Annotated in this window: 17 protein-coding genes; 6 read left to right on the top strand and 11 right to left on the bottom strand. The window is 60.0% G+C overall.

All coding sequences use genetic code 11. The features are described 5' to 3' along the window. Positions 1 to 10: 10 nt before the first annotated feature. Positions 11 to 2,212, top strand: a complete 2,202-nt coding sequence (locus tag HY282_09655; GenBank protein ID MBI3804011.1) for a hypothetical protein — start codon at positions 11 to 13, stop codon at positions 2,210 to 2,212. Between the two features lie 117 nt (positions 2,213 to 2,329). Further along, the gene (locus tag HY282_09650; GenBank protein MBI3804010.1) at positions 2,330 to 3,511 is read left to right on the top strand and encodes a PQQ-dependent sugar dehydrogenase; all 1,182 of its coding nucleotides are present in this window, start codon (positions 2,330 to 2,332) and stop codon (positions 3,509 to 3,511) included. 45 nt (positions 3,512 to 3,556) lie between these two features. Here HY282_09650 and HY282_09645 read toward each other — a convergent pair whose 3' ends face one another. The 6 genes from HY282_09645 to HY282_09620 form a co-directional block, all read right to left on the bottom strand. Further along, positions 3,557 to 3,877, bottom strand: a complete 321-nt coding sequence (locus HY282_09645; GenBank protein ID MBI3804009.1) for a P-II family nitrogen regulator — start codon at positions 3,875 to 3,877, stop codon at positions 3,557 to 3,559. A gap of 14 nt (positions 3,878 to 3,891) precedes the next feature. After that, complete coding sequence (locus HY282_09640) at positions 3,892 to 7,101, bottom strand: FAD-dependent oxidoreductase (GenBank protein MBI3804008.1); 3,210 nt, start codon at positions 7,099 to 7,101, stop codon at positions 3,892 to 3,894. Beyond that, positions 7,091 to 8,338: a NarK/NasA family nitrate transporter gene (locus HY282_09635; protein ID MBI3804007.1), complete on the bottom strand. Its 1,248-nt coding sequence runs from the start codon at positions 8,336 to 8,338 to the stop codon at positions 7,091 to 7,093. Before HY282_09635 ends, HY282_09640 begins: the two co-directional genes overlap by 11 nt. Continuing rightward, positions 8,335 to 8,682, bottom strand: a complete 348-nt coding sequence (locus HY282_09630) for a P-II family nitrogen regulator (GenBank protein ID MBI3804006.1) — start codon at positions 8,680 to 8,682, stop codon at positions 8,335 to 8,337. The genes HY282_09635 and HY282_09630 overlap by 4 nt, the downstream gene beginning before the upstream one ends. A 53-nt stretch (positions 8,683 to 8,735) precedes the next feature. Then, positions 8,736 to 9,839, bottom strand: coding sequence for a molybdopterin-dependent oxidoreductase (locus HY282_09625; GenBank protein MBI3804005.1), 1,104 nt, complete (start codon positions 9,837 to 9,839; stop codon positions 8,736 to 8,738). A 248-nt stretch (positions 9,840 to 10,087) separates the two neighbouring features. Further along, the gene (locus HY282_09620; GenBank protein MBI3804004.1) at positions 10,088 to 10,501 is read right to left on the bottom strand and encodes a hypothetical protein; all 414 of its coding nucleotides are present in this window, start codon (positions 10,499 to 10,501) and stop codon (positions 10,088 to 10,090) included. Between the two features lie 90 nt (positions 10,502 to 10,591). Between HY282_09620 and HY282_09615 the strand changes: the two genes are divergently transcribed. Continuing rightward, positions 10,592 to 12,496: a hypothetical protein gene (locus HY282_09615; GenBank protein ID MBI3804003.1), complete on the top strand. Its 1,905-nt coding sequence runs from the start codon at positions 10,592 to 10,594 to the stop codon at positions 12,494 to 12,496. A gap of 26 nt (positions 12,497 to 12,522) precedes the next feature. Further along, positions 12,523 to 13,233 carry a UbiA prenyltransferase family protein gene (locus HY282_09610; GenBank protein ID MBI3804002.1) on the top strand — a complete coding sequence of 237 codons (711 nt, stop codon included), beginning with the start codon at positions 12,523 to 12,525 and terminating at the stop codon, positions 13,231 to 13,233. Between the two features lie 286 nt (positions 13,234 to 13,519). Here HY282_09610 and HY282_09605 read toward each other — a convergent pair whose 3' ends face one another. From HY282_09605 to HY282_09585, 5 genes are all read right to left on the bottom strand, one after another. After that, positions 13,520 to 14,203 carry an MOSC N-terminal beta barrel domain-containing protein gene (locus HY282_09605; protein MBI3804001.1) on the bottom strand — a complete coding sequence of 228 codons (684 nt, stop codon included), beginning with the start codon at positions 14,201 to 14,203 and terminating at the stop codon, positions 13,520 to 13,522. A 133-nt stretch (positions 14,204 to 14,336) separates the two neighbouring features. Next, positions 14,337 to 15,077, bottom strand: a complete 741-nt coding sequence (locus tag HY282_09600) for a hypothetical protein (protein ID MBI3804000.1) — start codon at positions 15,075 to 15,077, stop codon at positions 14,337 to 14,339. A 306-nt stretch (positions 15,078 to 15,383) separates the two neighbouring features. Further along, positions 15,384 to 16,106: a class I SAM-dependent methyltransferase gene (locus HY282_09595; protein ID MBI3803999.1), complete on the bottom strand. Its 723-nt coding sequence runs from the start codon at positions 16,104 to 16,106 to the stop codon at positions 15,384 to 15,386. Positions 16,107 to 16,110: 4 nt separating this feature from the next. Beyond that, the gene (gene pyrE, locus HY282_09590) at positions 16,111 to 16,683 is read right to left on the bottom strand and encodes an orotate phosphoribosyltransferase (protein MBI3803998.1); all 573 of its coding nucleotides are present in this window, start codon (positions 16,681 to 16,683) and stop codon (positions 16,111 to 16,113) included. Positions 16,684 to 16,845: 162 nt separating this feature from the next. Then, positions 16,846 to 17,331 carry a DUF2231 domain-containing protein gene (locus tag HY282_09585; protein ID MBI3803997.1) on the bottom strand — a complete coding sequence of 162 codons (486 nt, stop codon included), beginning with the start codon at positions 17,329 to 17,331 and terminating at the stop codon, positions 16,846 to 16,848. Between the two features lie 224 nt (positions 17,332 to 17,555). On the opposite strand from HY282_09585, the gene HY282_09580 reads away from it, so the two are divergent. Continuing rightward, positions 17,556 to 18,524, top strand: a complete 969-nt coding sequence (locus tag HY282_09580; protein MBI3803996.1) for an ABC transporter substrate-binding protein — start codon at positions 17,556 to 17,558, stop codon at positions 18,522 to 18,524. Continuing rightward, complete coding sequence (locus tag HY282_09575; protein MBI3803995.1) at positions 18,521 to 20,815, top strand: response regulator; 2,295 nt, start codon at positions 18,521 to 18,523, stop codon at positions 20,813 to 20,815. Before HY282_09580 ends, HY282_09575 begins: the two co-directional genes overlap by 4 nt. Positions 20,816 to 20,888: the final 73 nt, after the last annotated feature.

Below are 20,888 nucleotides of genomic sequence, written 5' to 3'. Positions count from 1 at the left end.
GCGTTCTGCAGTGGGCTTGCAAGAGGTCGAGGCGGCATTGAGGTCCCTCTGTCCGGAGGGGGAGGAACTGCAGGCGTTCCTCTCTCGGATGGACCCAGACTATTTTACCCTCTATTCCCCTGCCGAAATTGCCGACCACATTCGGATGGCCGCCAGCCTCACCCCCGCCGTCCCGGGGGCTGTTAAAATCATCTCTAAGCAGACCGACACGTTCGAGTTCACCGTCGTCGCATTCGATTACTTTTCGGAGTTCTCGATCCTTTGTGGTCTGATCGCCTCCTTCGGCCTCAATATCCAGGCGGGGAATGTCCATACTTTTTCAGACGAATCACGCGCCGGCGCGCGCCGGCACGCCCGGCGGAAAATCGTCGATGTCTTTGAGGTCTCGCTGACGGCTGGAACGCGCTTCGACGCGGAGGCGCAGCAGCGCTTCTCCGAAACCCTCCTCGCGCTTCTCCGGTTGCTCGACCAAGGGGAAGATACCGAAGCGCGCGACCAAGTGAACCAACGCCTGGTCGCCTCCCTCTCTCAGGCGATGCGGCCGCCCGGGGGGCTGCTGCAGCCGCTTCGCGTCCGGTTCGACAACCGACGCTCCGCCCGCTGGACGATTCTGGACATCAACGGCAAGGACACCCCCGGCTTTCTTTACGCCTTTTCGAATGCCCTTTCGCTTCGCGGCATTTATATCCATAAAGTCCGAATCCAGAACGCCGGCGCGGAGGTGGAAGACCGCCTCTTTATCTCCGACCGCCGCGGAAAGAAGGTGGTCGATGCGCGGGAGAAGAAGGCGCTCCGGATCTCGGCCGTATTGATCAAACAATTTACCTATTTTCTTGTCCGCTCCCCCGATCCGGCGAAGGCGATGGCCCACTTCGATCAGCTCCTCGATAAGATCTTGGAGAAGGGGCACTCCCGTTCGCTGGTCGCTTTTTTAAAAAAGCGGGAGACCCTCCATCTTTTGGCGCGGCTCTTCGGGACCTCCGACTTTCTCTGGGACGATTTTCTCCGGATCCAACTGGAGCACCTTCTGCCGCTCCTTGAAAATTATAAAAAGAAGCCGCTTCAGATCGGAAAGGAGACGATCCGCCGTGAGCTTCGCCGGGCGCTTCGGAAGGCGACGACCTGGGAGGCACAGAAGGAAGCGGTGAATGCCTACAAAGATCGAGAGCTCTTCCGAATCGACATGCGGCACCTGCTCGATCCCCCCCGAAGCCGGGCCGATTTCTCGCAGGCGCTGACCGACCTGGCCGAGATGATCCTTGACGAGGCCTACCGCCTCTGCCAGGCGCATCTCGGTCGACCATTCGGTGTCCCGCGACTGGAAGATCGATCGCGCTGCGCCTTCGCGATCTGCGGGCTCGGAAAATTGGGAGGGGCGGAGCTCGGGTATGCCTCGGACATCGAGCTCCTCTTCGTCTACGCCGGGCCGGGTCAGACCGACGGAGCGGAGCCGATTGAAAACCGGAGCTACTTCGATAAACTCGGACAGGAGATCGTCCACTTCGTCGAAGCGAAAGAGGAAGGGATCTTCCACATCGACACCCGGCTGCGGCCGCATGGAACGGCGGGGGTCTTGGCCAACCCGCTGGCGCAGCTGACCGCCTATTATGCCGCCGGCGGCGAGGCGGCCCCTTTCGAGCGCCAGGCGCTGATTAAGCTCCGGTGGATCGCGGGGGAGGAGCGGCTGGGGCGGGCGGTGGAGGCCCATCGCGACCGGTTTGTCTACAGCGGCGCGCCGTGGGATCTGGCGGGCGCGCTGGCGTTGAGAGAGCGGCAGCGGCGCGAGCTGGTTCCGGCGGGACGGGTCAATGTGAAATACAGCGCGGGGGGGCTTCTGGATATTGAGTATGCGGTCCAGTATCTGCAGATCCTGAACGGTGATCGGAAGCCGGCGCTTCGGACCCCCCGGACGTCGGAGGCGCTCGACGCACTGTACCGATTGAGGATTTTATCAAAGGAGATCTGGACCGATCTGCGTGAGGCCTATCTCTTTCTTCGGGCGCTGATTGATGCCCTTCGGATGGTTCGGGGGAACGCGAAGGACCTTCTGCTCCCCGATCTTGATTCGGAAGAATTTACCTTTCTGGCGCGGCGGATGGGGTATGGCGAGCGGGATTGGGAGCGGGGAAGGAAAGAGCTGGCGGAAGAAATTGAGCGGGTGATGTCCCGGACGGAGTCCGACTTCGTCCGGCTTTTTTCTGGCCTTCGGTAGCGATCCGAGAGACCGATAAAAAGTTTGAGTAACATCAAATCACCAGGTCCCATACAGAGGCTGCCTAGGCGCTCACTCTTTTCATAGGCTTGGTTTATCGATCGGAGGGTTTTCTTTATGCGATATCGTCTGCATCGTCTGCTATCCACATCATGCTTGCTCGCGGCCCTGCTCTTCTCCTGTGACCATGAAGCGACCTCGGCGCCCAAAGGGGGTTCGGCCGCGCCCGCGGTTCGGTTAGAATCGATTGCGAAGGGGCTGAGTCAGCCGCTTGGGTTGTTTCCGGCGGTCGACGGGAGCGGGCGGCTTTTCATTGTCGAGCAGGGGGGGACAATTCGGGTATGGGAGAAGGGGGCGATTCTGGAGAGACCTTTTCTCGACATCCGGGACCGTGTGACGGCCGGGGGGGAGAAGGGGCTGCTCGGGCTTGCGTTTCATCCGAAGTTTTCGGAGAACCGGCGCCTCTTCGTCAATTACACCTCTCCCGAAGGGGGGCTTCACACCGTGATCTCCGAGTTCAAGGCCGGCGATCCTTTGACGGAGGCCGACCCGAAGCGTGAGCGGATTCTTCTGACGATCCCGCAGCCGTTTGCAAATCACAATGGGGGGAATATCGTCTTCGGCTCCGACGGCAAACTCTACATTGGGATGGGAGACGGCGGCGCGGCGAATGATCCGCGGGGGAACGGCCAGAACCTCGGAGCCCTGCTTGGGAAGATGCTCCGAATCGATGTCGATTCGCAAACGGTGGGAAAAGGGTACGGCATCCCCCCGGACAATCCTTTCGTCAGCCAATCGAGCGCCGCCCCGGAGGTCTGGGCCTATGGGCTTCGAAACCCATGGCGATTCTCTTTCGATCCGACGACCGGCCTGCTTTATGTCGGTGATGTCGGTCAAGACGACCGAGAAGAGATCGATGTTGTCCACAAGGGGGGGAATTACGGCTGGAACGTGATGGAGGGAACGATCTGCACGCCGGGGGTCAACCCGGTCTGCGACAAGAGCCGGTTTGAGCCGCCGATTCTCGATTATCCCCGCTCCGACGGGATTACGGTCATCGGAGGTTATGTCTATCGGGGAAGCGCGATCCCTTTCTTGGCCGGCGCCTATCTTTATGGCGATTTCGGGAGCGGCCGGGTCTGGATGCTTCGGTATGACGGGAAGAAGGTGATCGAGCAGCAGCTTCTCCTCGATACCAAGCGGCGGATCAGCTCGTTCGGCGAAGATGCGGCGCGGGAGCTCTACCTGGTCGATTATGCAGGAGAGGTCCTAAAATTCGTTCCGCAGGGGCCGAAGTAGCAAACACGCTTTTACACCGATCTCTGGGCCGATCTCCGATTGATATCAGATTTCAGATTTCTCCTGTATCCATATCGCCCGGGACTCGGAGAGCGAAGAGATGAAGATCTTCCCGTCGCCGGGGTTCCCGGTCCGGGCCGCGATCTTGATCGTTTCAACCGCCCGATCGATCTCCTCTTCCTCGACGGCGATCATCAGCCAGACTTTCGACAGTTCTTCATAACGGACCGGCCCGACCTGAATCCCCCGCTGCCGTCCCCTTCCAAAGACCATCTGCCGAGTAAAAGGATAAATGCCCGACTTCTCGAGCCCGGCGATCACCTCCCCTTCCTTTTCCGGTCGGATCAGCGCTTGAATCAGTTTCATCTGGCCCCCTCCCGTTAAACCTGAATGAGATCGGGAATCATCTTCAGCGCCTCCGGCGCCGCCGGCGTAAGCGGGGCGATCTTTTTCTCAAGAAGGGCGGCGACCGTATCGGTTCCCAACCGGACGACCGTTTCTTGGAACGTTTCACCGGAAAGACGGTTCTCAAGGATGAGGTCGAGGAGAGCATCGACCGTCGGAACAACCGCTTCCTCGGTGATCCCTTTCCGAACCATTACCCCCAGCCGAACCCCTCCCTCCACCTTGCCGCCCAAAAAGAGTTGGTAAGAAAAGCGCCGCAGATCCCCCACCGGCGTCATCGTCCCGGCGAGCCCGATGTCGGCGACCTGGTGCTTCACGCAGCTGTTGGGACAACCGGAGAGGTGGACGGAGATCGATCGCCAGAGCGCATCTTTCTCCGACGCTTCCGGCTGAAAGTGTTTGAGGAGATCGCGCGCCGATCCTTGGGCGTTGGTGACGGCCAGGGTGCAGAACTCGGTGCCGGGACAGGCGAGCAGCCGGCTTCCTCCCCCCTTCAACGAGAGCCCGACCCGTCCAAGCGCCCGGACGACGCGATTGAGAACCCGCATCGGGATCCAGTGCAGCGCGACCTCCTGCTCCTTTGTGAAGTGGATCTGCCCATTGCCATACCACTTTGAAATTTTTCCGACGGCGCGGAGCTGCGCCGCCCGGATCTCTCCCAAGGGGACGGCGATCGTCAGCCGCGCATAGCCGTGCTGCCGCTGCGGGATGGCGCCGGGGGAAAGCAGGGCGCGTGTCGACGGCAGCACGGCATTTCCGAGCCGGCGCAGGAGCGCTGGACGAGGTTCCCGGTCGGTCGGCGCGGGGAGAAGGGCTTCTCTGTTCTCAGGAAGGTTTCTCTTCTCCAGGAAGACCTTCTCAAACAGGTCGGCAAACCGCGGCTGTCCCCATTGCTCGATCAAGTATTTCAGACGCGATTTTGCCTTGTTTCGATTTCCGAATTTCATATGAATCGCAAAGATCGCCTGACAGGCCGGCAGCGCATCCGCAAGGGAGACGAACTCCTTCAGCTTAAAGCCCAGCATCGGGTGTGCCCCCAAGCTCCCCCCGACCCAGAGTTCAAAACCGAAGGCACGTCGGCCGTCGTCTGTCAGGCGATCCACCGCGACGAACCCGATGTCATTAATCGCCGCATCGGGGGCGCAGTCGCTGCACCCGGCGAAATAGACATTCAGACGGTTCGGCATGTTCGGATTAATCAGATCGGATCGCTTTACAAAATAATCGGTGATGCGCTTCGCCCAAGGCCGGACGTCGAACAGTCCGTCGGGCGCAATCTCCCCATGGGCGCAGGCCATGACGTTTCGGAGCGTGTGGCCGCAGGCGGAGCGGGTCGTCAGCCCGATCGCTTCCAGCTTCTCGAAGATCTCCAGCGACTCCTCGACTCGGACCCAATGCAGCTCCAGGTCTTGTCGGACGGTCAAGTGTCCCCATCCCCGTCCGTGCGTCTCCGCCAGATCGGCCAACGCCATCACCTGAGGATAGGTGACACTCCCCCCCGGGATCCGCGTCCGGAGCATGAAATAGCCGGGATGTTTCTGGCTGCAGATGCCGTAGGTTTTGAGGCGATAGTAATCCTCGGCGGTCAGCGCGCGACTCCCCTCCTCCCGCAGCCGGGCGAAGTCGATTCCCAGCCCCTCCTGCTTGATCTTCTCCAGGTCGAGTGTTTTGAGCGCCGACGGCCCGCTTTTGTCCGGCATCTTCTCTCCGGCCGGTTTCTTTACGGCGACAGGCGTCGGTTGTTGAGCCGCTTCCGCCAGCAGATCGTCGACGATCTGCGTGCAGCTTCCGCAGCCAGTCGTCGCTTGTGTGGCGGCGGCAATGTCGTCCCGCGTCGTGATCCCCTTTTCGCGGATGACCGAGAGGATCGCTCCCTTCGTGACGTTGTTGCAATTGCAGACGAGGTCCGTCTCGGCCAACGCAGCGACGCCGCTTGTTACAGAGCTCCCTTCCAGTGAGACATTTCCGAGGAGCGATCCTTTCATCGCGGAAACATCTGCTCCCTTTTGGATCAGATTAAAGAGCCGTGGCCCGTCTTTGTTGTCGCCCAAAAGAATCGCGCCGACCAGCCGGTTCTGCCGGAAGACACACTTCTTGTAAATCCCTTTTTCGGTGTCGAGGAAGACGGTCTCTTCCATTCCTGCGCTGCCGAGGAAGTCGCCGATCGAGGTCAGATGAATGCCGGCGACCTTGAGAATCGTCGGACAGACGGTTCCCGTGTAGCGCCGCTGGTCCTTCCCGGCGAGGACATCGGCCAGGGTCTCGGCCTGCTCCCGCAGCGGGGCGATTAGCCCGTATGTCTTTCCGCGATGCTCGATGACGTCGCCGACCGCAAAGATTCCAGGCTGGCTTGTCTCCATCCGATCATCTACCAGGATCCCTCGATTGGTTTTGAGGCCGATTTGATGCGCCAAGGCCAGGTTCGGTCGGATCCCCGTACAGAGGACGACCATCTCCGTGGGGAGGGTCTCTCCGGTCGTCAACCGGACCCCCTCCACACGCTCGTCTCCTAGAAATGCCTCGGCGGTCGATCCCAGCAGGACGCGGATTCCCATTCCCTCGATCTCGCGTTTCAGAAGGGAAGCCCCCGCCGGATCGAGCTGCTGCTCCATCAGGCGGTCGGCCAGATGGAGCAGGGTCACCGACAGGCCATGGTTGAGCAAACCGCGCGCCGCCTCAAGGCCGAGGAGTCCGCCGCCGATCACCACCGCGCGACGACAGGAGCGGGCGGCCGCGAGGATCTGCTCGGTGTCTTGGAGGGTCCGAAAGACAAAAACCCCGTTCTTTTCCCGTCCTGAAATGGGCGGGATGAAGGGGAGACCGCCGGCGGCGATGAGGAGCGCATCGTAGGGGGTGCGGTCGCCGTTCGCGTCGGTGACCTCCTTCACTGTCGGATCGATGGCGGTGACCGAGACTCCGAGTTTCGCCTCAATCCCCCGCTCGGTATACCAATGCTTCGGGCGGGTGAAGAGGCGCTCCTGCTCGGTTTTTCCCGCCAGAAAATCGGAGAGGAGAATCCGGTTGTAGTGGGTCTGCGGCTCATCACCGAAAAGGGTGATCGAGAAAGGGACGCCCGCTTTCAAGACGGCTTCCACCGCCGCGATCCCCGCCATCCCATTGCCGATGACGACCAGACGACAAGCGGCCGCTCCCATTTCGAGACCGAATGTCGGTTTATCCGCCAAAGACCACCTCCATTCGAATCCGTCCCTCTCCCTCTTCCGGAGCGGGGATCGGATTGGGCTGCTGCGCCTCGATCCGTTTCCGACTCAAGAAGAGAGTGGCGAAGCAGAAGAGGGCCATCAACCCGAAGAGCAAAAATCCCCCTGCATAGGAGTCGGTTAGCGCTTTCATCTTGGTGAGAAGCGGCGGAAGAAAAAAACCGCCGATCCCTCCCGCAGCCCCGACGATTCCGGAAACCAAACCGATCTCCTCCTGGAATCGTTGCGGCACCTGTTGGAAGATGGCGCCATTTCCCATCCCTAGGGCGGCCATGCAGCAGAAGAGGAGGGAGACGGCAATCACCACCGGTGGAAGGGAAGCAACGGTGGCGAAGAGGAGCCCGATGATTAAATAAAGTCCCGTCAAGAGCTTTCTCCCTCCGATCCGATCGGCGAGGTGACCGCCGACCGGCCGAAAGAAGCTGCCGCCGAAGACACAAAGGGCGGTGATCGCTCCGGCCGCCACCGGCGAAAGGCCATACCGGTCGTGGAAGAAGAGGCCGAAGAAGCTGGCTAGGCCGACGAAGCCGCCGAATGTCACACTGTAATAGAGGTTAAACCACCAGAGGTCGGCCTGCTTGAGCAAGGCGAGATAAGCCGACAGCGGGCGCGGGGCCGGGCGCTCCGCCGGCTCCCGGACGAGGAGGGTGAAGCAGGCGAGGGTCCCGACCACCGGAAGCATCGCCAGGCCGAAGACGGCATGCCATCCGAGCGACTCGGCCAGGAGCGGCGCGATTAAAACGGCGATCATCGTCCCGCTGTTGCCGGCGCCTGCGATTCCCATCGCGATCCCCTGGTACTCCCGAGGATAGGCGCGGCTGGCCAGGGGGAGGGCGACGGCGAAACTGGCCCCGGCAATCCCGAGGAGAAATCCGACGCCCATCAACTCATTCAACGAGGTCGCCCCCTTCCATCCCCACACCAGGGGAAGGAGCGCGATCGAGAGGCTCAGCATGCCGATTTTCTTGGGGCCGAACCGGTCGACCAGGAAACCGAGGATGATTCGAAAGAAGGCGCCGCCGAGGAGGGGGATCGAGACGATCCATCCCTTCTCCACCGTGGTTAGATGGAGGTCCCGGGCGATATAGATGCCGAGGGCGCCGATGAGGACCCAAACCATGAAGCTGACGTCAAAATGCAAGAAGGCAGAGAAGAGTGTGGGAGGATGGCCGCTTCGAATCGCCTTCATCATCTCTTTCATTGAACGGGTTCCTCCATTGATTGCTTGCCGGTTGATTTCTTGCCGGTCCGAATCGTGTGAACCTCCGAGACCTCCTGGGCAAAGATCTTCCCATCTCCCGGATGTCCGGTCTCGGCTCCCTTTTCAATGGCAGCGAGCGCCTTTGGATAAGCGTTTTCCTCCACGACCAGGAGAAGCATCACCTTGGCGAGGCTGTCGTAGCGGACCGGTCCGACCTGGATGCCCCGTTGTCGGCCCCGCCCGGTCACCGGCATCTTCGTGATGGCATACAGCCCCGCCGCTTCCAGATTTGAGAGGACCGCCTCTTCCCGCTCCGGCCGGATGATCGCGCGAATCAGCTTCAAGGTTTAAACCCTCCTTCTTTTGTACTCCGCCGTCTGAAGTCGGTGCTCCGCATTTAAATCGCCATCCCGCCATGTTCGCCGCTGCTGATTCGAACGGCGTCTTCAATGTCGACCACGAAAATCTTGCCGTCTCCGTAGGCGCCCGATCCGGTCCGGTTCGCCTTCATCAATGCGGCGATCACCGAGGGGAGGCGCACGTCGTCGACCACAATGGAGAAATATTGCTTGGGCAGAAACTTAATCACCGCCCCCTCCTTTTCAGTCGAGCCGAAACGAAGGCCCCGCTGACGGCTTCGGCCGAGGACGGTCGATGTCGTGTAGGAGAAGACCCCCGCCGCCTCGAGCGCCTGGCGGGTGGCGATGTGCCGCGTGGGGCGGACGAAGGCGATCACCTCTTTGAGGGTCGTCTTGGGTGGAACCCGCCGCTCCGGATCGTTCGGCTGAATCTCCCCGACCACCGGCGAGGAGACCGGAGCGGCGGGAGGGGTTGAAACCGTCGCTGCGGTAGAAGCTCCAATCAAAGGGGGATCGCCCGCCTTGCCGACGGGAAGGGCGATCTGGTATCGATCTTTCCATTGGTCGTTCAGCCTCCCGGTCGGGCTTTGACCGAGGAGCCGCTTGATCCCGACCGGGTCGTGCCGGAAGGCATGGATCGTCTCGACCCACTTCACACTTTTGTAGCCTTGTAGAAACGGAACCACCAGACGAAGCGGTCCGCCGTGAGCTTCCGGCAACGGCGCGCCGTTCAATCCATACGCCAGCAGGACGCGCGGGTCCCGTGCCTCATCCCGTGAGAGCCCCTCGAAGAAGACCCGGTCGCGGGAGTGGAAGGCGAAGTAGCCGTCGGGGTGGGTGTCGATTTTGAAGTGATCGAGGAGGTCGACCAGACGGATTCCCTCCCACTCGACCGGCTCCGACCAATTGAAGATCTGACAGATCATCGGAACCTTCAGCTTGACGCGGGGAACCTCCTGCAGCATCGGCCACGCGATCCGTCGGGGATGCTGCTCCAGCCCGCAGAGGGCGAGCGCCACCTCTTCCAGCTGAAGCGAGGGGGGAATCGGATAGAGGCAGAGGACCGGCAGCGGCGCCGCCTCAAAGTCGATCCGAAAAAATTTGTCTGCAAATTTGGGGGGGAGAATCCCTTCCCGTCTCATCAAACATCCTCTCCAAAATAAAATGGCGCCTGGGGGTGAAACCTCCAGGCGCCATTGCCTTACAGGACATCGTCGTTCACTTCAGTTGATATAGAGCAACAACCGTGCCGGGACCGACGAACGGAAGAGAAGCGACGGGGGATGCATTTATAAAGGGTTTTATAATTCTGAGAAGGTTGTGGTCACAAAAAAAGAGAGACGAACATCGACAAATTTGTCCGACTTGCGACCAGAACGGCAGGGTTGGTTCAGGGAAGGGTCTGGATCTGTTGGCGGATCTGTTTGGCGCGGAAGGAGGCCTTGCGCGCGGCCTCGACCGCCGGTCCGGTTTTCTCTTGTTCCCCGAGACGGACCGCCTCTTTCGTCTCCTTCAATGTCGCCTTCAGCGCGGTCAGCAGCTTTCCCCTTCGCTTCTTGATCTCCGGCGCCGGGTTCGATTCCACCTCTTTAATGAGCGCTTCGGTCCGCTGGATCATCTCTTGACCATGGGAGACGATTTCATGCGCATGACCCTCGCTGCCGTGAAAAATCATCTCCTGAGAGAGCCGATAAACCTCATTGGAGAGCTGGCGGATCGATTGGGGTGAGCTTTCCTCGGCATAGAGTGGAAATGAAATAAAAAGGATGAATAGAATCAGAGCGAACCGAAAGCGATTTTGCATTTCTTCCTCGAATATGGAATAATCGGGCCGTAAAAACCCTCTGTTGGAACTCTTGGTTTGCATAGACCCGACTACCCTTTAGATAGCACAATGAAATCAAAAAGGTCAACCATCTGGGCCCCACTTCTCCTCTTGCGACGGCTGAGTCTGATTTCCTTCTTCGGGCTTCTCTTTTTCCTCCGGCCGGTGGGGTCGGCGGCCGAGGGATGGTCGGTCCAGCAGGGAGAGGTCAACTCAAACGGCCTCTGGTCGGCCTGCTTCGTCTCCGCCAATGAAGGCTGGGCTTCAGGCGGCGACGGCGCCATTCTCCACACGGTTGATGGCGGGGCGCACTGGCGGGCTCAATATAAGGAAAGAGGGGAGCGCTTCTTCTCCGTCCATTTTCCCGAGCGGCTCCAGGGCTGGGCGGTCAGCTGGACCGGGAAGGTCATCCACACCGCCGACGGAGGAAAGCACTGGGAAGTGCAGCGGCCGGCGAACGGCGTTTGGCTCTGGAACGTCCGTTTTATCGATGTGATGAACGGCTGGGTCGTTGGAAACAGCGGAACGATTCTCCATACTGCGGACGGAGGGAAGCACTGGGAGGAGCAGAAGAGCGGTGTCTCCGGACCGAGCGCCGGACCGATTTTAGAGGTCTTTTTCATCGATCCACAACGGGGATGGGCGGTCGGCTGGGGAGGGATCATCCTTCAGACGCAAGACGGCGGGAAAAACTGGACGCCGCAGAAAAGCGGGACGGCGAATCCTTTAGAGGGAGTCTTTTTCATTGATCCGCTCCGCGGCTGGGTGGTCGGCCGCGAGGGGATCATCCTCCGGACGATCGACGGCGGGCGCCGCTGGGAGCCGCAGCAGAGCCATACCGAGCATCTCCTTCTCAATGTTCAGTTTCTCTCCCCCCAGATCGGCTGGATCGCCGGCGGATCGGGAACGGTGCTCAAGACCGAAAATGGCGGGGCGACCTGGGAGAAGGTCGATGCCGGGGTCAACAAGACCTTTGAAGGGATGTCGTTCGCCGATCCCCAACACGGCTGGCTGGTCGGCTGGGGCGGGGTCATCGTCCACACCGGCGACGGCGGCCGGCGGTGGGAGACGCAGATCAACGGCTTTACCGATCGCTACTTCCGGGTCCACTTCAGTGATAATCAACATGGCTGGATCGCCGGGGAGACCGGGACGATTCTCCACAGTGGCGACGGCGGCCGCAGCTGGACGCCGCAGGAGAGTGGGACCGACGAGTGGGTCTTGTCGGTTTTTTCGGTTTCGCCGAAAGAAGGCTGGGCGGTCGGCGCCCAGGGGCTCCTCCTTCACACGACCGACGGGGGAAAGCGGTGGGTGCGCCAGCCGCTTTTGACGGAAGCGGCGCTGGAAGGGCTTTTCTTTCTCAATTCGAAAGTCGGCTGGATCGTCGGGGACAGCGGCCTGATCTTTCACACCGACGACGGCGGAAAGCGCTGGCAGCTTCAGTTCAGCGACACGACCGTCAGCCTCACCGACGCTGCCTTCGTCGACGAAAAACGCGGCTGGGTCGTCGGAGACAAAGGAACGCTTCTCCAGACCGACGACGGCGGCGCGCGCTGGGCCCCTTTTCGGCTCCCGACGACGGCGGCGCTCGCACGGGTCCTCTTCATCGGGGCGAACCGGGGGTGGATCGTCGGGGGCGAAGGAACCCTCCTGATGACGGAGGACGGAGGGAAGGCCTGGACACCGATGAAGGTCGGCACGTCGATGTCGCTTTGGGACATTGCCGTTCAGGGGCGCGAAGGGTGGATCGTCGGCGACCTCGGAATGATTTTCCACTCCAAAGACGGCGGGCGAAGTTGGGAAGAGGTCGACAGCGGCGTCACGCAGCGGCTGAACAGCGTCTCCTTCGTCTCGCCGACCCGGGGGTGGGCGGTCGGCAAAGGGGGCCTGATCTTGCAGTTCGGCGCCGAAGGGCCGCCGGGTCCGAAGCCGCCGCCGCAACGCTTGGACCGGACGTCGGTCCGCACCCCTTAGCGCCCGCGTACGAGGAGGCCGCTTAGATGGAACCGGTTCCCGATCGCCGATCGGAGTGGTTTGTTCCCCAATTCGGCCCCGTCTCCTTTCGGCTCTGGGTCGGCCTGCTCTTTCTTCCCTATACCGGAATGGTATTGGCTTTCGCGGTCATCGGATCGATGCTTGCCGAGCGGATCTTCTGGGAGCGGGTCGGGGCGATTGTCGTGATCTACTTCCTAGGACTCGGGGTCGCGGCCCACGCCCTCGACGCCCTTGGGGGAAAGGGAATCAAGCCGTGGGGAAGACGTTTTACGAAGCGGCAGCTCTGGATCGTCGCGATCGGCGCGCTGACTCCCGCTTACACCCTCGGCTTCTATTACATCTTTTTTAAGACGCCGCAGCTGGCGGTGATCGCCCTCCTTGAAGGGTTCTTCCTCTTCGCCTACAATCTGGAGCTTTTGGACGGCCGTTTTCACACCGACGCCTGGTTCGCCTTTTCATGGGGAAGCCTGCCGGTGCTCGCCGGTTATGTCATCCAGACCAATCGGGTCTCCTTCCCCGCACTCATTTTAGCCGCCGCGATGGGCCTCTTGAGCCTGGTCGAGATCAACGCGTCGCGTCCCTACAAAGAGCTGAAGCGGAGCGGCCGGGCCGATCCGTTCCTTCACCAAGACCGCTATGAGGCAATCCTCAAATGCATTAGTTTGGGGGTGATGCTGATTGCGGCGGGGTTGGCGGCGTGGCGGTGGGTGGGGTGACGTAATAGAGAAGGAACGCCCCGCCGGCGATGTCGCTGCGTTTTATATCAGACGTTCTATCGACCGAATCAGGTCACCTGTCGAAGCACCATCCACGATGTCCTTTCGTGCGCGGTGCAAGTTGTGACCGTGGGGGGGAGCTGGGGAAGCCCCACCCGCTGCACGGGGAGGCCGGAGGGGGCCGGGCAGTCGGCCCCCACGGTGGGGTGGGGGCGAAACCCCACGCCCTTGAGGCCGTCCTGCACGCCGATAAGAACACGATGCTCAGATGGTATTGTGCGAGAATCTAGTCGGTGAACGCCGCCGCGGCAGACTCGGTGCACGCGCGGCCCCGCAGCAGCTCCACTGCGTCGCCGACGGCGATCTCTCCGCTTTCGATTACGAAGCAATTGAGGGCGAGCTTTCCCTCAAAGCGCCGATAGATGTCGCGGGTGATCTCTTTTGTCTGTGCCAGCGTGTCGGGATCGAATGAGGTCATGATGCAGCGGAGGCGCAAATCTTGGACGCCGATCAGCACCCGGCCGATCCGCAGACACCCGCCCGGCCAGTCGCGCTCGGATAATCCCTCGACCCCGCCGATCACGATGTTCGGACGCAAGCGGCGATGATCGTGCCCGAAAGCAGCGATGGCGCCGTCGGTCGCCACCAGGAGCGGCAAGACATCAAAACGCTCGGCGCCGTCATACCCGACCAGCCGGGCGCCCGGCCCGCCGATGTCGACCACTTTGACGGCAACCTCCGGACTGCGCCAAGGCCGTCCGTCGACCCGCGGCTCTCCATCGGGACCGAGCGTCCCCTTCAGGCCGAGAAACCGTGGATGTGAACGGGAGGTGATGGTCTCTCCGCCGGCGTCCTCGACATGAACGACCCGGTCGCCCTCGATGCCGAGCGGTCCGACCCGCGCCCGCTGCAGCGCCTCCCCGGCCATCGTCTTCACCGGATATCGCCAGATCTTCGTGACATTCATCATCCCCTCCGCGGAGACGGTAACGGCCTGATCAGAGCAGCAGGTTGAAGATTTCGACCGCGCGCTCCCACTGCTGCGTCTCGGGATTTTTCAGATCGGGCTCGATTATTTTGAAGGATGGACGCACATTCTAAATTCAAATCGGTAAGCCTGGCTCGGCCTCTTCTTCCGCTCCCTTCAGGCTTGGAACCGGCGCGGCGCCTGCCCCCGTAGATTGACCCTCCCGCCAAAGGATCGCGCAGAAAGTCACCGTTAATAGGTCGAGCAAGACATAGAGAACGGTAACCCCCGCCGGCGGGTTCGCCGAGCTGACGGAAAGAAACGGCACCTCCGGCAGCCACCGCCAGTTGCCGATCGCCGTGCCGACCCACTCCAGCAGAATGGTATAGACGAAACAGGCGGAGAGAAGGAGTTGATTTTCCGATCGGATGATGAGGATGCAGGCTGCCAACCACCAGAGCAGGCCCCAGGTGTCGTGCCAGAAGAGGAAGCTGGCGGCGGCATAGAGCGTCCCAAAAATGAGAACGGCGCGTGTGATTCCGGTGGCGTATTCCTGGAGCTTTCGCTCGCGGGCGGTGACGACCGCCAGCGCATAGAAGACGGCGTGGCCCGGCGGGACATAAAGGGGGATGAGCGCATTTTTGTAGACGTAGAGGCCCCACCCCATTGAAAGGACCACCTCGCCCGTGGTGGCAATCGCGATCGTCGTGAGGATCTGGCGCGGATCGAGCGCGGCCTTATAGGCGAAGCACCAGAGGAAGGTGGCCGTCGCCAGGCCGAGGCTTACCTGTGCGATCACGCCGGGACGATCGAGCAGGAGGATCGCCGTCATGAAGGCGAGTGCGGTTGAGACGAAGAGTAGCCAGCGGGATTTCATCGGAGGATTTAAGACCCCTTTTTAACTTGTCGCGAGAATGTTATCGAAGTCCTGGAGGGAGGTCAATCAAAAAGGATTTGAAGGATTTGGTGGACGATTCGGCCGCGCTATAGATGAGGGATCAATTGATCGTATTCTTTATGTGGGCCGATCCAAAACCAAATTATTTCGTTATGACTGAGGACTCCGACCGCTCGAAGTCACGGTCGATCCGATCGGTTAAGTAGAGTCGTAAAGATCGAAACGCCGCCCTTGCCAAAATGTTGATTTCATCGTAATGGACCTCGAGCATTTGTTCAGAGCTGCTTATGCCCGGTTGCCAATCCCCTGACTTCGTCCTGTCACCAACGCCGACCCCTGCATCGTCAGCGATTCCACCCGAATCTCTTCGAACCCCTCCCGTCTCATCGCCTCAGTCAGCTCCTCAATCCATCGCGTTTTCCGAATGACAACCGGCAATTCATACAAGGTCTCTCTCCACTCCGGCCACCGCCATCCGCCAATCGGAGGAAGCAGTTTGAAGTAGGCTTCGAAGGTCCATTGGAGGAAGCGATTCGTCGGGTAGGTGAAGTCGTGAAAGACGAGCACGCCGCCGGGAGCGATCATTCGGGAGAGGTGCGCAATTAGAATATTAAGGTCGGCGTACTTGGGAAGGTACGACGTGACACAGGCGTCGAACCGATCGTCGGAAAGGAATTCCTCGGCGGGGCGATGAACGAAGGTCACATGGTCAACCCGATTTGCCTCGGCTTTCTTCCGGGCGATGTCGAGATAACCCTTCGTCAGATCGACGCCGACGATTTGGGCGTTGGGAAATTTTTTGGCGATGGCGAAGGTCAGAATGCCGGTGCCGCAGGCGAGGTCCAATATTTTTTGAGAGGAAGGGGGGATCTTTGAGATGATTTTTTTCTTCCAGAGCCGGTCGATCCAGAAGGTGGAGTGATCGACCACCTGATCGTAGCTTGCGCCGGTTTTCTCGAAGAACTGTTCCGCCCAGGCGCGCTTTTCTTCCAGGCTTGGGCTGTCCAAGGGGTTACCCCTTTAGTAGGTCTTCCACGGTGTAGAGGCAATCGACCTCAAAGCCGATCTTCTCCAGGTGCTCCCGCCCTCCCTCTTTCCGGTCGACGAGGGCGATCACCTTTACGACATCGCAACCGGCCTCTTGAAGGATCCGGATGGTCCGCTCGGTGGCGCGGCCGCTCGTCAAGACATCGTCGACGACGACCACTTTGGTCTCCGGGCCGACCCTTCCTTCAATGAAGCCCTGTTTGCCGAAACCCTTCGACTCTTTCCGGATGATAAAGGCGGAGATCGGCGTGCCGCTCTCATAACTGAGGACGGCGACGGCGGTGGCAATCGGATCGGCGCCGAGCGTCATTCCACCGATCGCATCGATCTCGATTTCCAGCTCGGCGATCCGGTCGAGAATCAGCAGCCCGACCCAGGTGGCTCCCTCGGCATCGAGCGTCACCTTCTTGCAGTCGATATAAAAGTGGCTTTTTCTTCCGGAGGAGAGGACGAAGGTCGGTTCGCTGGCGTAGACGAAAGAGTCGCGAAGCTTCTTTAGAAGTTGTTGGCGAAGGGTCGCCCTCTCTCGGTCATTCATGTTTATTAATCATACAGATAAGGGGGTTTAAAAGCAACTTGCTTTTCGACGGAAACAGACGCGATGCGTCCAAAATCATACGCGGGAGGGTTGACCCTTTGAGGGATGAAACGAAGGAGGCGATCGAAAAAATTCCCGGTCGGGGAGCCGCCCGGGTTTCCGTCAGGCCGTTTTCCGGAGCCGCTCTTCCCTGGCGAGACGCGTTTCCTGGACCCCTACCCCATACCGGTAAACCAACTCTCCTCCGAGCCACCCTTGGATGCCGATTAAGAGAACCCCGACCAGATTTAAAATCACCGGGCCCCAGGGTGTCTGATTCTCTCCGATAAAACCCCAGTTCCGGAAGAGCAGGTTGGCGAAATAGAGGATCGCCAGGGCGATGCCGATGCCCATGTGATAGGTGGCGGTTTGACGGGCTTCCGTATTGGGGGGGAGCGTCAGATAATCGAGAAAGCCCGGGATCGCTGCGGCAATATTTCCGACGAATCCAAAGAGAATCGTCCAAAATCCCATGCGGTACCAGAAAGAAGCACCGGTTGACAAGTAGATGAGATCGAATATAAATGAAGTAATGTAAAGACCGATTGGGAATACGATCAGCATGGGATGGACCGGATGGCCGGCCACCTTTGCACGACTCGGATACATAAGCGCCTCCTAAAAATAGCCTTGAATCAAAGATAACATTCCGGTTAAAAAGAGCGCAATGCTCCTAAAGGATGATATGGCGGCCCGCCTTCAGGCATCGTACACGTAGATATAAACCGCCTACCGCCCTTGACGCAGGTAGGACTCACAGTATAGGATTCAGTGTGTTGCTGATTGCGTTGAAGTGTCCTCATGCCCCGGCCCCGCCCTGTGAAGATTCTTCCATGAGAAGAGGCCTCTTTACACTACTGATCCTCATCCAACTGGCTTTACCTGCCTGCCAATCTCCCCGCGAAGAGCCGCTCCGGATCGGTTATATCGACTGGCCCGGCTACGAGATCCTCTACCTCGCCCAGCAGAAATCATTCCTCAAGGAGGAGAAGGCACCGGTGCTTCTGAAAGATTTCACCTCGTTCAGCGACCTGCGCAAGGCGCTCCAGGTCGGGCGGTTGGATGGCGCGGTGATGTCGATCAATGAGATGCTCCTCTCCCGGTTGGGAAAGGAGTACCGGGTCGTTTACGTTTTGAATGTCTCGCATGGGGCGGATGGAATCGTCGGGCAGCCGGAGATCCGGTCGATGGCCGACCTCAAGCAGAAACGGATCGGGGTCGAACTGACCGGGCTTGGCGGCTATGTCCTGACCCGGGCGTTGGAGAAGGCGAATATGGAGTCAGCCGATGTCGTCCGGATCAACATGACCGCGACGATTGAAGCGTACAGCGCCTTTGCCGAGAAGCAGGTCGATGCGGTCGTCACCTTTGAGCCGATCTTAAGCCGCCTGATCATCGAGCAGCGGGGGAACATTCTCTTCACCAGCAGTGAAATTCCGGACGAAATCATTAATGTCTTGATCTTTCACGAAGATGTCCTAAAGCACCGCCGCGAAGACTGTCTGAAGGTGTTGCGGGGATATCTGAAGGCGCGCCAATTTTGGAAGGCGGCGCCGGAGGAGGCGATCACCATTATGGCCCGGCGAGAGCGGGTCAATCCCGACTACTTCCGAAAGAGCCTGAACGGGCTTCTTATTCCCGACCTGTCGGCCAATTTAACCTATTTCGGTCTGGCCGATACGGAGAACTATTTTTTGGAGACCCTCAAAAACTTTCAAAATTTCATGGAACAGAACCACCTTCTGTACGAACCGGTCTATTTTGAAAACCTCTTGGGCGATCTGAAAGGAAGCGCCACATGACGCCGCTTCAACATCGGACCCGCCGGACCCGCTCCATCTCTTTCAGCGTTGCCCTGATGACCCTGATCGGCGGGGTGCTGTTTGCCTTTATCATCGCCGGCGTTTCTTACTGGCTGCAGCGGAAGGACGACATTCGGGATCTGCAGACGCGGGCCCAGCAGACGAGTGATCAGCTCAGCTACATCGCGGAGGTCTTGCTCAACAAGGGAGATTTCAATTCGGTTCAGCGGATCGTCGAGAACATCACCACCGACCGGGGGATCTTCTTCATCGCAATCGTCGACGCCGATTTGAAAGTGCTCGCTTCAAGCCAGCACGACCTCCTCGGCAAGCCGATCTCCGATTACCAACAAAACCCCTCCCTCACCGGCGAATTCAAGCGGGTGATGACGTATGGCAAAACCGAGTTTGCACATCATCCGAATCAGGGGCACTTTGAGATCGTTGCGCCGATTACCCTCTCGAGCCCCTCCCGAACCCACCCGCTGGTCGCCGGTGCGGTGACGGTGTCGTTTAAAGATGACCCGGTGATCTGGAACCCGCAGGAGAACTTCTGGAAGCACCTTCAACTCGCCCTTGCGCTTAGCATGATTGCCATTACAATCCTCTATGCGGTGCTGCGCCGGCAGGTCACCTCGCCGCTGGAGCAGCTCACCGACGTCTCGGAGCGGCTTGGCGCCGGAGAGCTGGGCATTCAAATTCCGGTCTCCTCGTCGAACGAGATCGGACGGCTGGCGGAGACCTTCAATGGGATGTCGGCGTCGCTCGCCTCCCAGCGGCACGCCCTTCAGGCCTCGGAGGAGCGTTATCTCCGGATCTTTCATTCTTCCCCCCTCTCTCTCATCGTGATCGATGCCGCCGGGATGATCGTCGATGTCAATGAGACCTTCCTCAAGGGGGGCGAGGCAGGCTCAACGCGGGAGAGCTGGATCGGAAAGCCGGTGAAGGAGGTCCCCTTGGTGGAGAAGGCGAGATTGGAGCCGGAGATCGATCGGCTGCTGCGCGAGGGGAGTGCCTTTAAAAGATGGAAGGTGACCGTTTCCCTCCTGGGAAAAGGCCCGTCCCGGAGCTATAATTTCACCGCCATTCCCCTCTTGAATGCGGAGAAGAAGATGTCGGGGGCGGTCGTCGCCGCCGAGGACATCACCACCCAGCAGCTGCTGGAAGCCCAGCTGGTTCAATCGCAAAAGATGGAGAGCCTTGGGGTGTTGGCCGGCGGGGTCGCCCATGACTTTAACAACATCCTCACCGGAATTCTCGGCTACGCCTCGCTGTTGAAGATGCGGATGCCCCCCGACGATCCGAATCTGGAGCCGGTGGAGGTGATCGAAAAATCGGGGCTGCGCGCCCGGGCCCTGATCCAGCAGCTGATGGGCTTCGCCCGACGCACCGCATTGATCAAGGTCCCGGTCGAGGTCAACAAGATCGTCTCCGAAGTCGTTCCGCTCCTCGAAAGAGGGGTCGGGCAGGGGGTGTCGATCCGGACCGCGCTCGATCCGGAATCGCCGATGATCATGGCCGACAGCGGCCAGATTCATCAGGCGTTGATGAATCTCTGCATCAATGCCAAAGATGCCCTCCCGCCGGAGGGGGGGACAATCTGGTTGAAGACGCGCATAGAGCGCCTCCCCTCCCGCGACAACCCGGACCAGGAGAAGGATTGGGTCGAGATCCTGATTGAGGACACCGGCAGCGGCATTCCCCCGGAGGTCCTTCCCCGGATTTTCGATCCCTTTTTCACCACCAAAGAGGTCGGCAAGGGAACCGGCTTGGGCCTCTCGGTCACCTACGGCATCGTCAAAGAGCATGAAGGAGAGCTGACGGTCCAGTCGGAGATCGGAAAAGGGTCGGTCTTCACCCTTCTCTTCCCGCGGACGGAGGAGGCCTCCGGTTGGCGGGAGCGAGGAAGAGAGGAGATTCCCCTCTGGGGGAAGGAGCGAAAGATCCTTCTGGTCGACGATGAAGAGAGCCTCTTGCGGCTTGGCCGGCGCGCGTTTGAAGAGCGGGGGTTCCAGGTCCTCACTGCGACGACCGGAGAGGAAGCGGTCGAGATTTATCGAAGGGAGCGGGGGGAGATCCGCCTGATTATCCTCGATCTGCTGATGCCGGGGCAGGGAGGGTGGAAAACCTATGCAGAGCTGCGGGAGATCGACCCGATGGTGAAGGTGCTCTTCACCACAGGCTACAGCGGTGCGATGGATCTGGAGGCCCATCTCGGAAAGCAGGCCTATCTTAAAAAGCCGTATCGCGTTCAGGAGCTTCTTCAAGCGGCTGAAAAAGCGCTTGGATAAAAGCCGGTCCCCGCTTCAACGGCGATTCCCGTTCCTCCCTTCCCCGCTGCATTGACATCGACTCCACACCGTG

This window comes from Candidatus Manganitrophaceae bacterium (genome assembly GCA_016200325.1).
GTDB lineage: Bacteria > Nitrospirota > Nitrospiria > SBBL01 > Manganitrophaceae > Manganitrophus.
Note: the sequence above shows the minus strand (reverse complement) of the source record. Positions and strands in the feature narration are given on the sequence as shown.

What these genes read in the sequence shown, in the direction of transcription:
- HY282_09650 (MBI3804010.1), top strand. Translation starts at nt 2,330, where the DNA reads ATGCGATATCGTCTGCATCGTCTGCTATCCACATCATGCTTGCTCGCG.
- HY282_09645 (MBI3804009.1), bottom strand. Translation starts at nt 3,877, where the DNA reads ATGAAACTGATTCAAGCGCTGATCCGACCGGAAAAGGAAGGGGAGGTG.
- HY282_09635 (MBI3804007.1), bottom strand. Translation starts at nt 8,338, where the DNA reads ATGAAAGAGATGATGAAGGCGATTCGAAGCGGCCATCCTCCCACACTC.
- HY282_09625 (MBI3804005.1), bottom strand. Translation starts at nt 9,839, where the DNA reads ATGAGACGGGAAGGGATTCTCCCCCCCAAATTTGCAGACAAATTTTTT.
- HY282_09620 (MBI3804004.1), bottom strand. Translation starts at nt 10,501, where the DNA reads ATGCAAAATCGCTTTCGGTTCGCTCTGATTCTATTCATCCTTTTTATT.
- HY282_09615 (MBI3804003.1), top strand. Translation starts at nt 10,592, where the DNA reads ATGAAATCAAAAAGGTCAACCATCTGGGCCCCACTTCTCCTCTTGCGA.
- HY282_09610 (MBI3804002.1), top strand. Translation starts at nt 12,523, where the DNA reads ATGGAACCGGTTCCCGATCGCCGATCGGAGTGGTTTGTTCCCCAATTC.
- HY282_09605 (MBI3804001.1), bottom strand. Translation starts at nt 14,203, where the DNA reads ATGATGAATGTCACGAAGATCTGGCGATATCCGGTGAAGACGATGGCC.
- HY282_09600 (MBI3804000.1), bottom strand. Translation starts at nt 15,077, where the DNA reads ATGAAATCCCGCTGGCTACTCTTCGTCTCAACCGCACTCGCCTTCATG.
- pyrE (MBI3803998.1), bottom strand. Translation starts at nt 16,683, where the DNA reads ATGAATGACCGAGAGAGGGCGACCCTTCGCCAACAACTTCTAAAGAAG.
- HY282_09585 (MBI3803997.1), bottom strand. Translation starts at nt 17,331, where the DNA reads ATGTATCCGAGTCGTGCAAAGGTGGCCGGCCATCCGGTCCATCCCATG.
- HY282_09580 (MBI3803996.1), top strand. Translation starts at nt 17,556, where the DNA reads ATGAGAAGAGGCCTCTTTACACTACTGATCCTCATCCAACTGGCTTTA.
- HY282_09575 (MBI3803995.1), top strand. Translation starts at nt 18,521, where the DNA reads ATGACGCCGCTTCAACATCGGACCCGCCGGACCCGCTCCATCTCTTTC.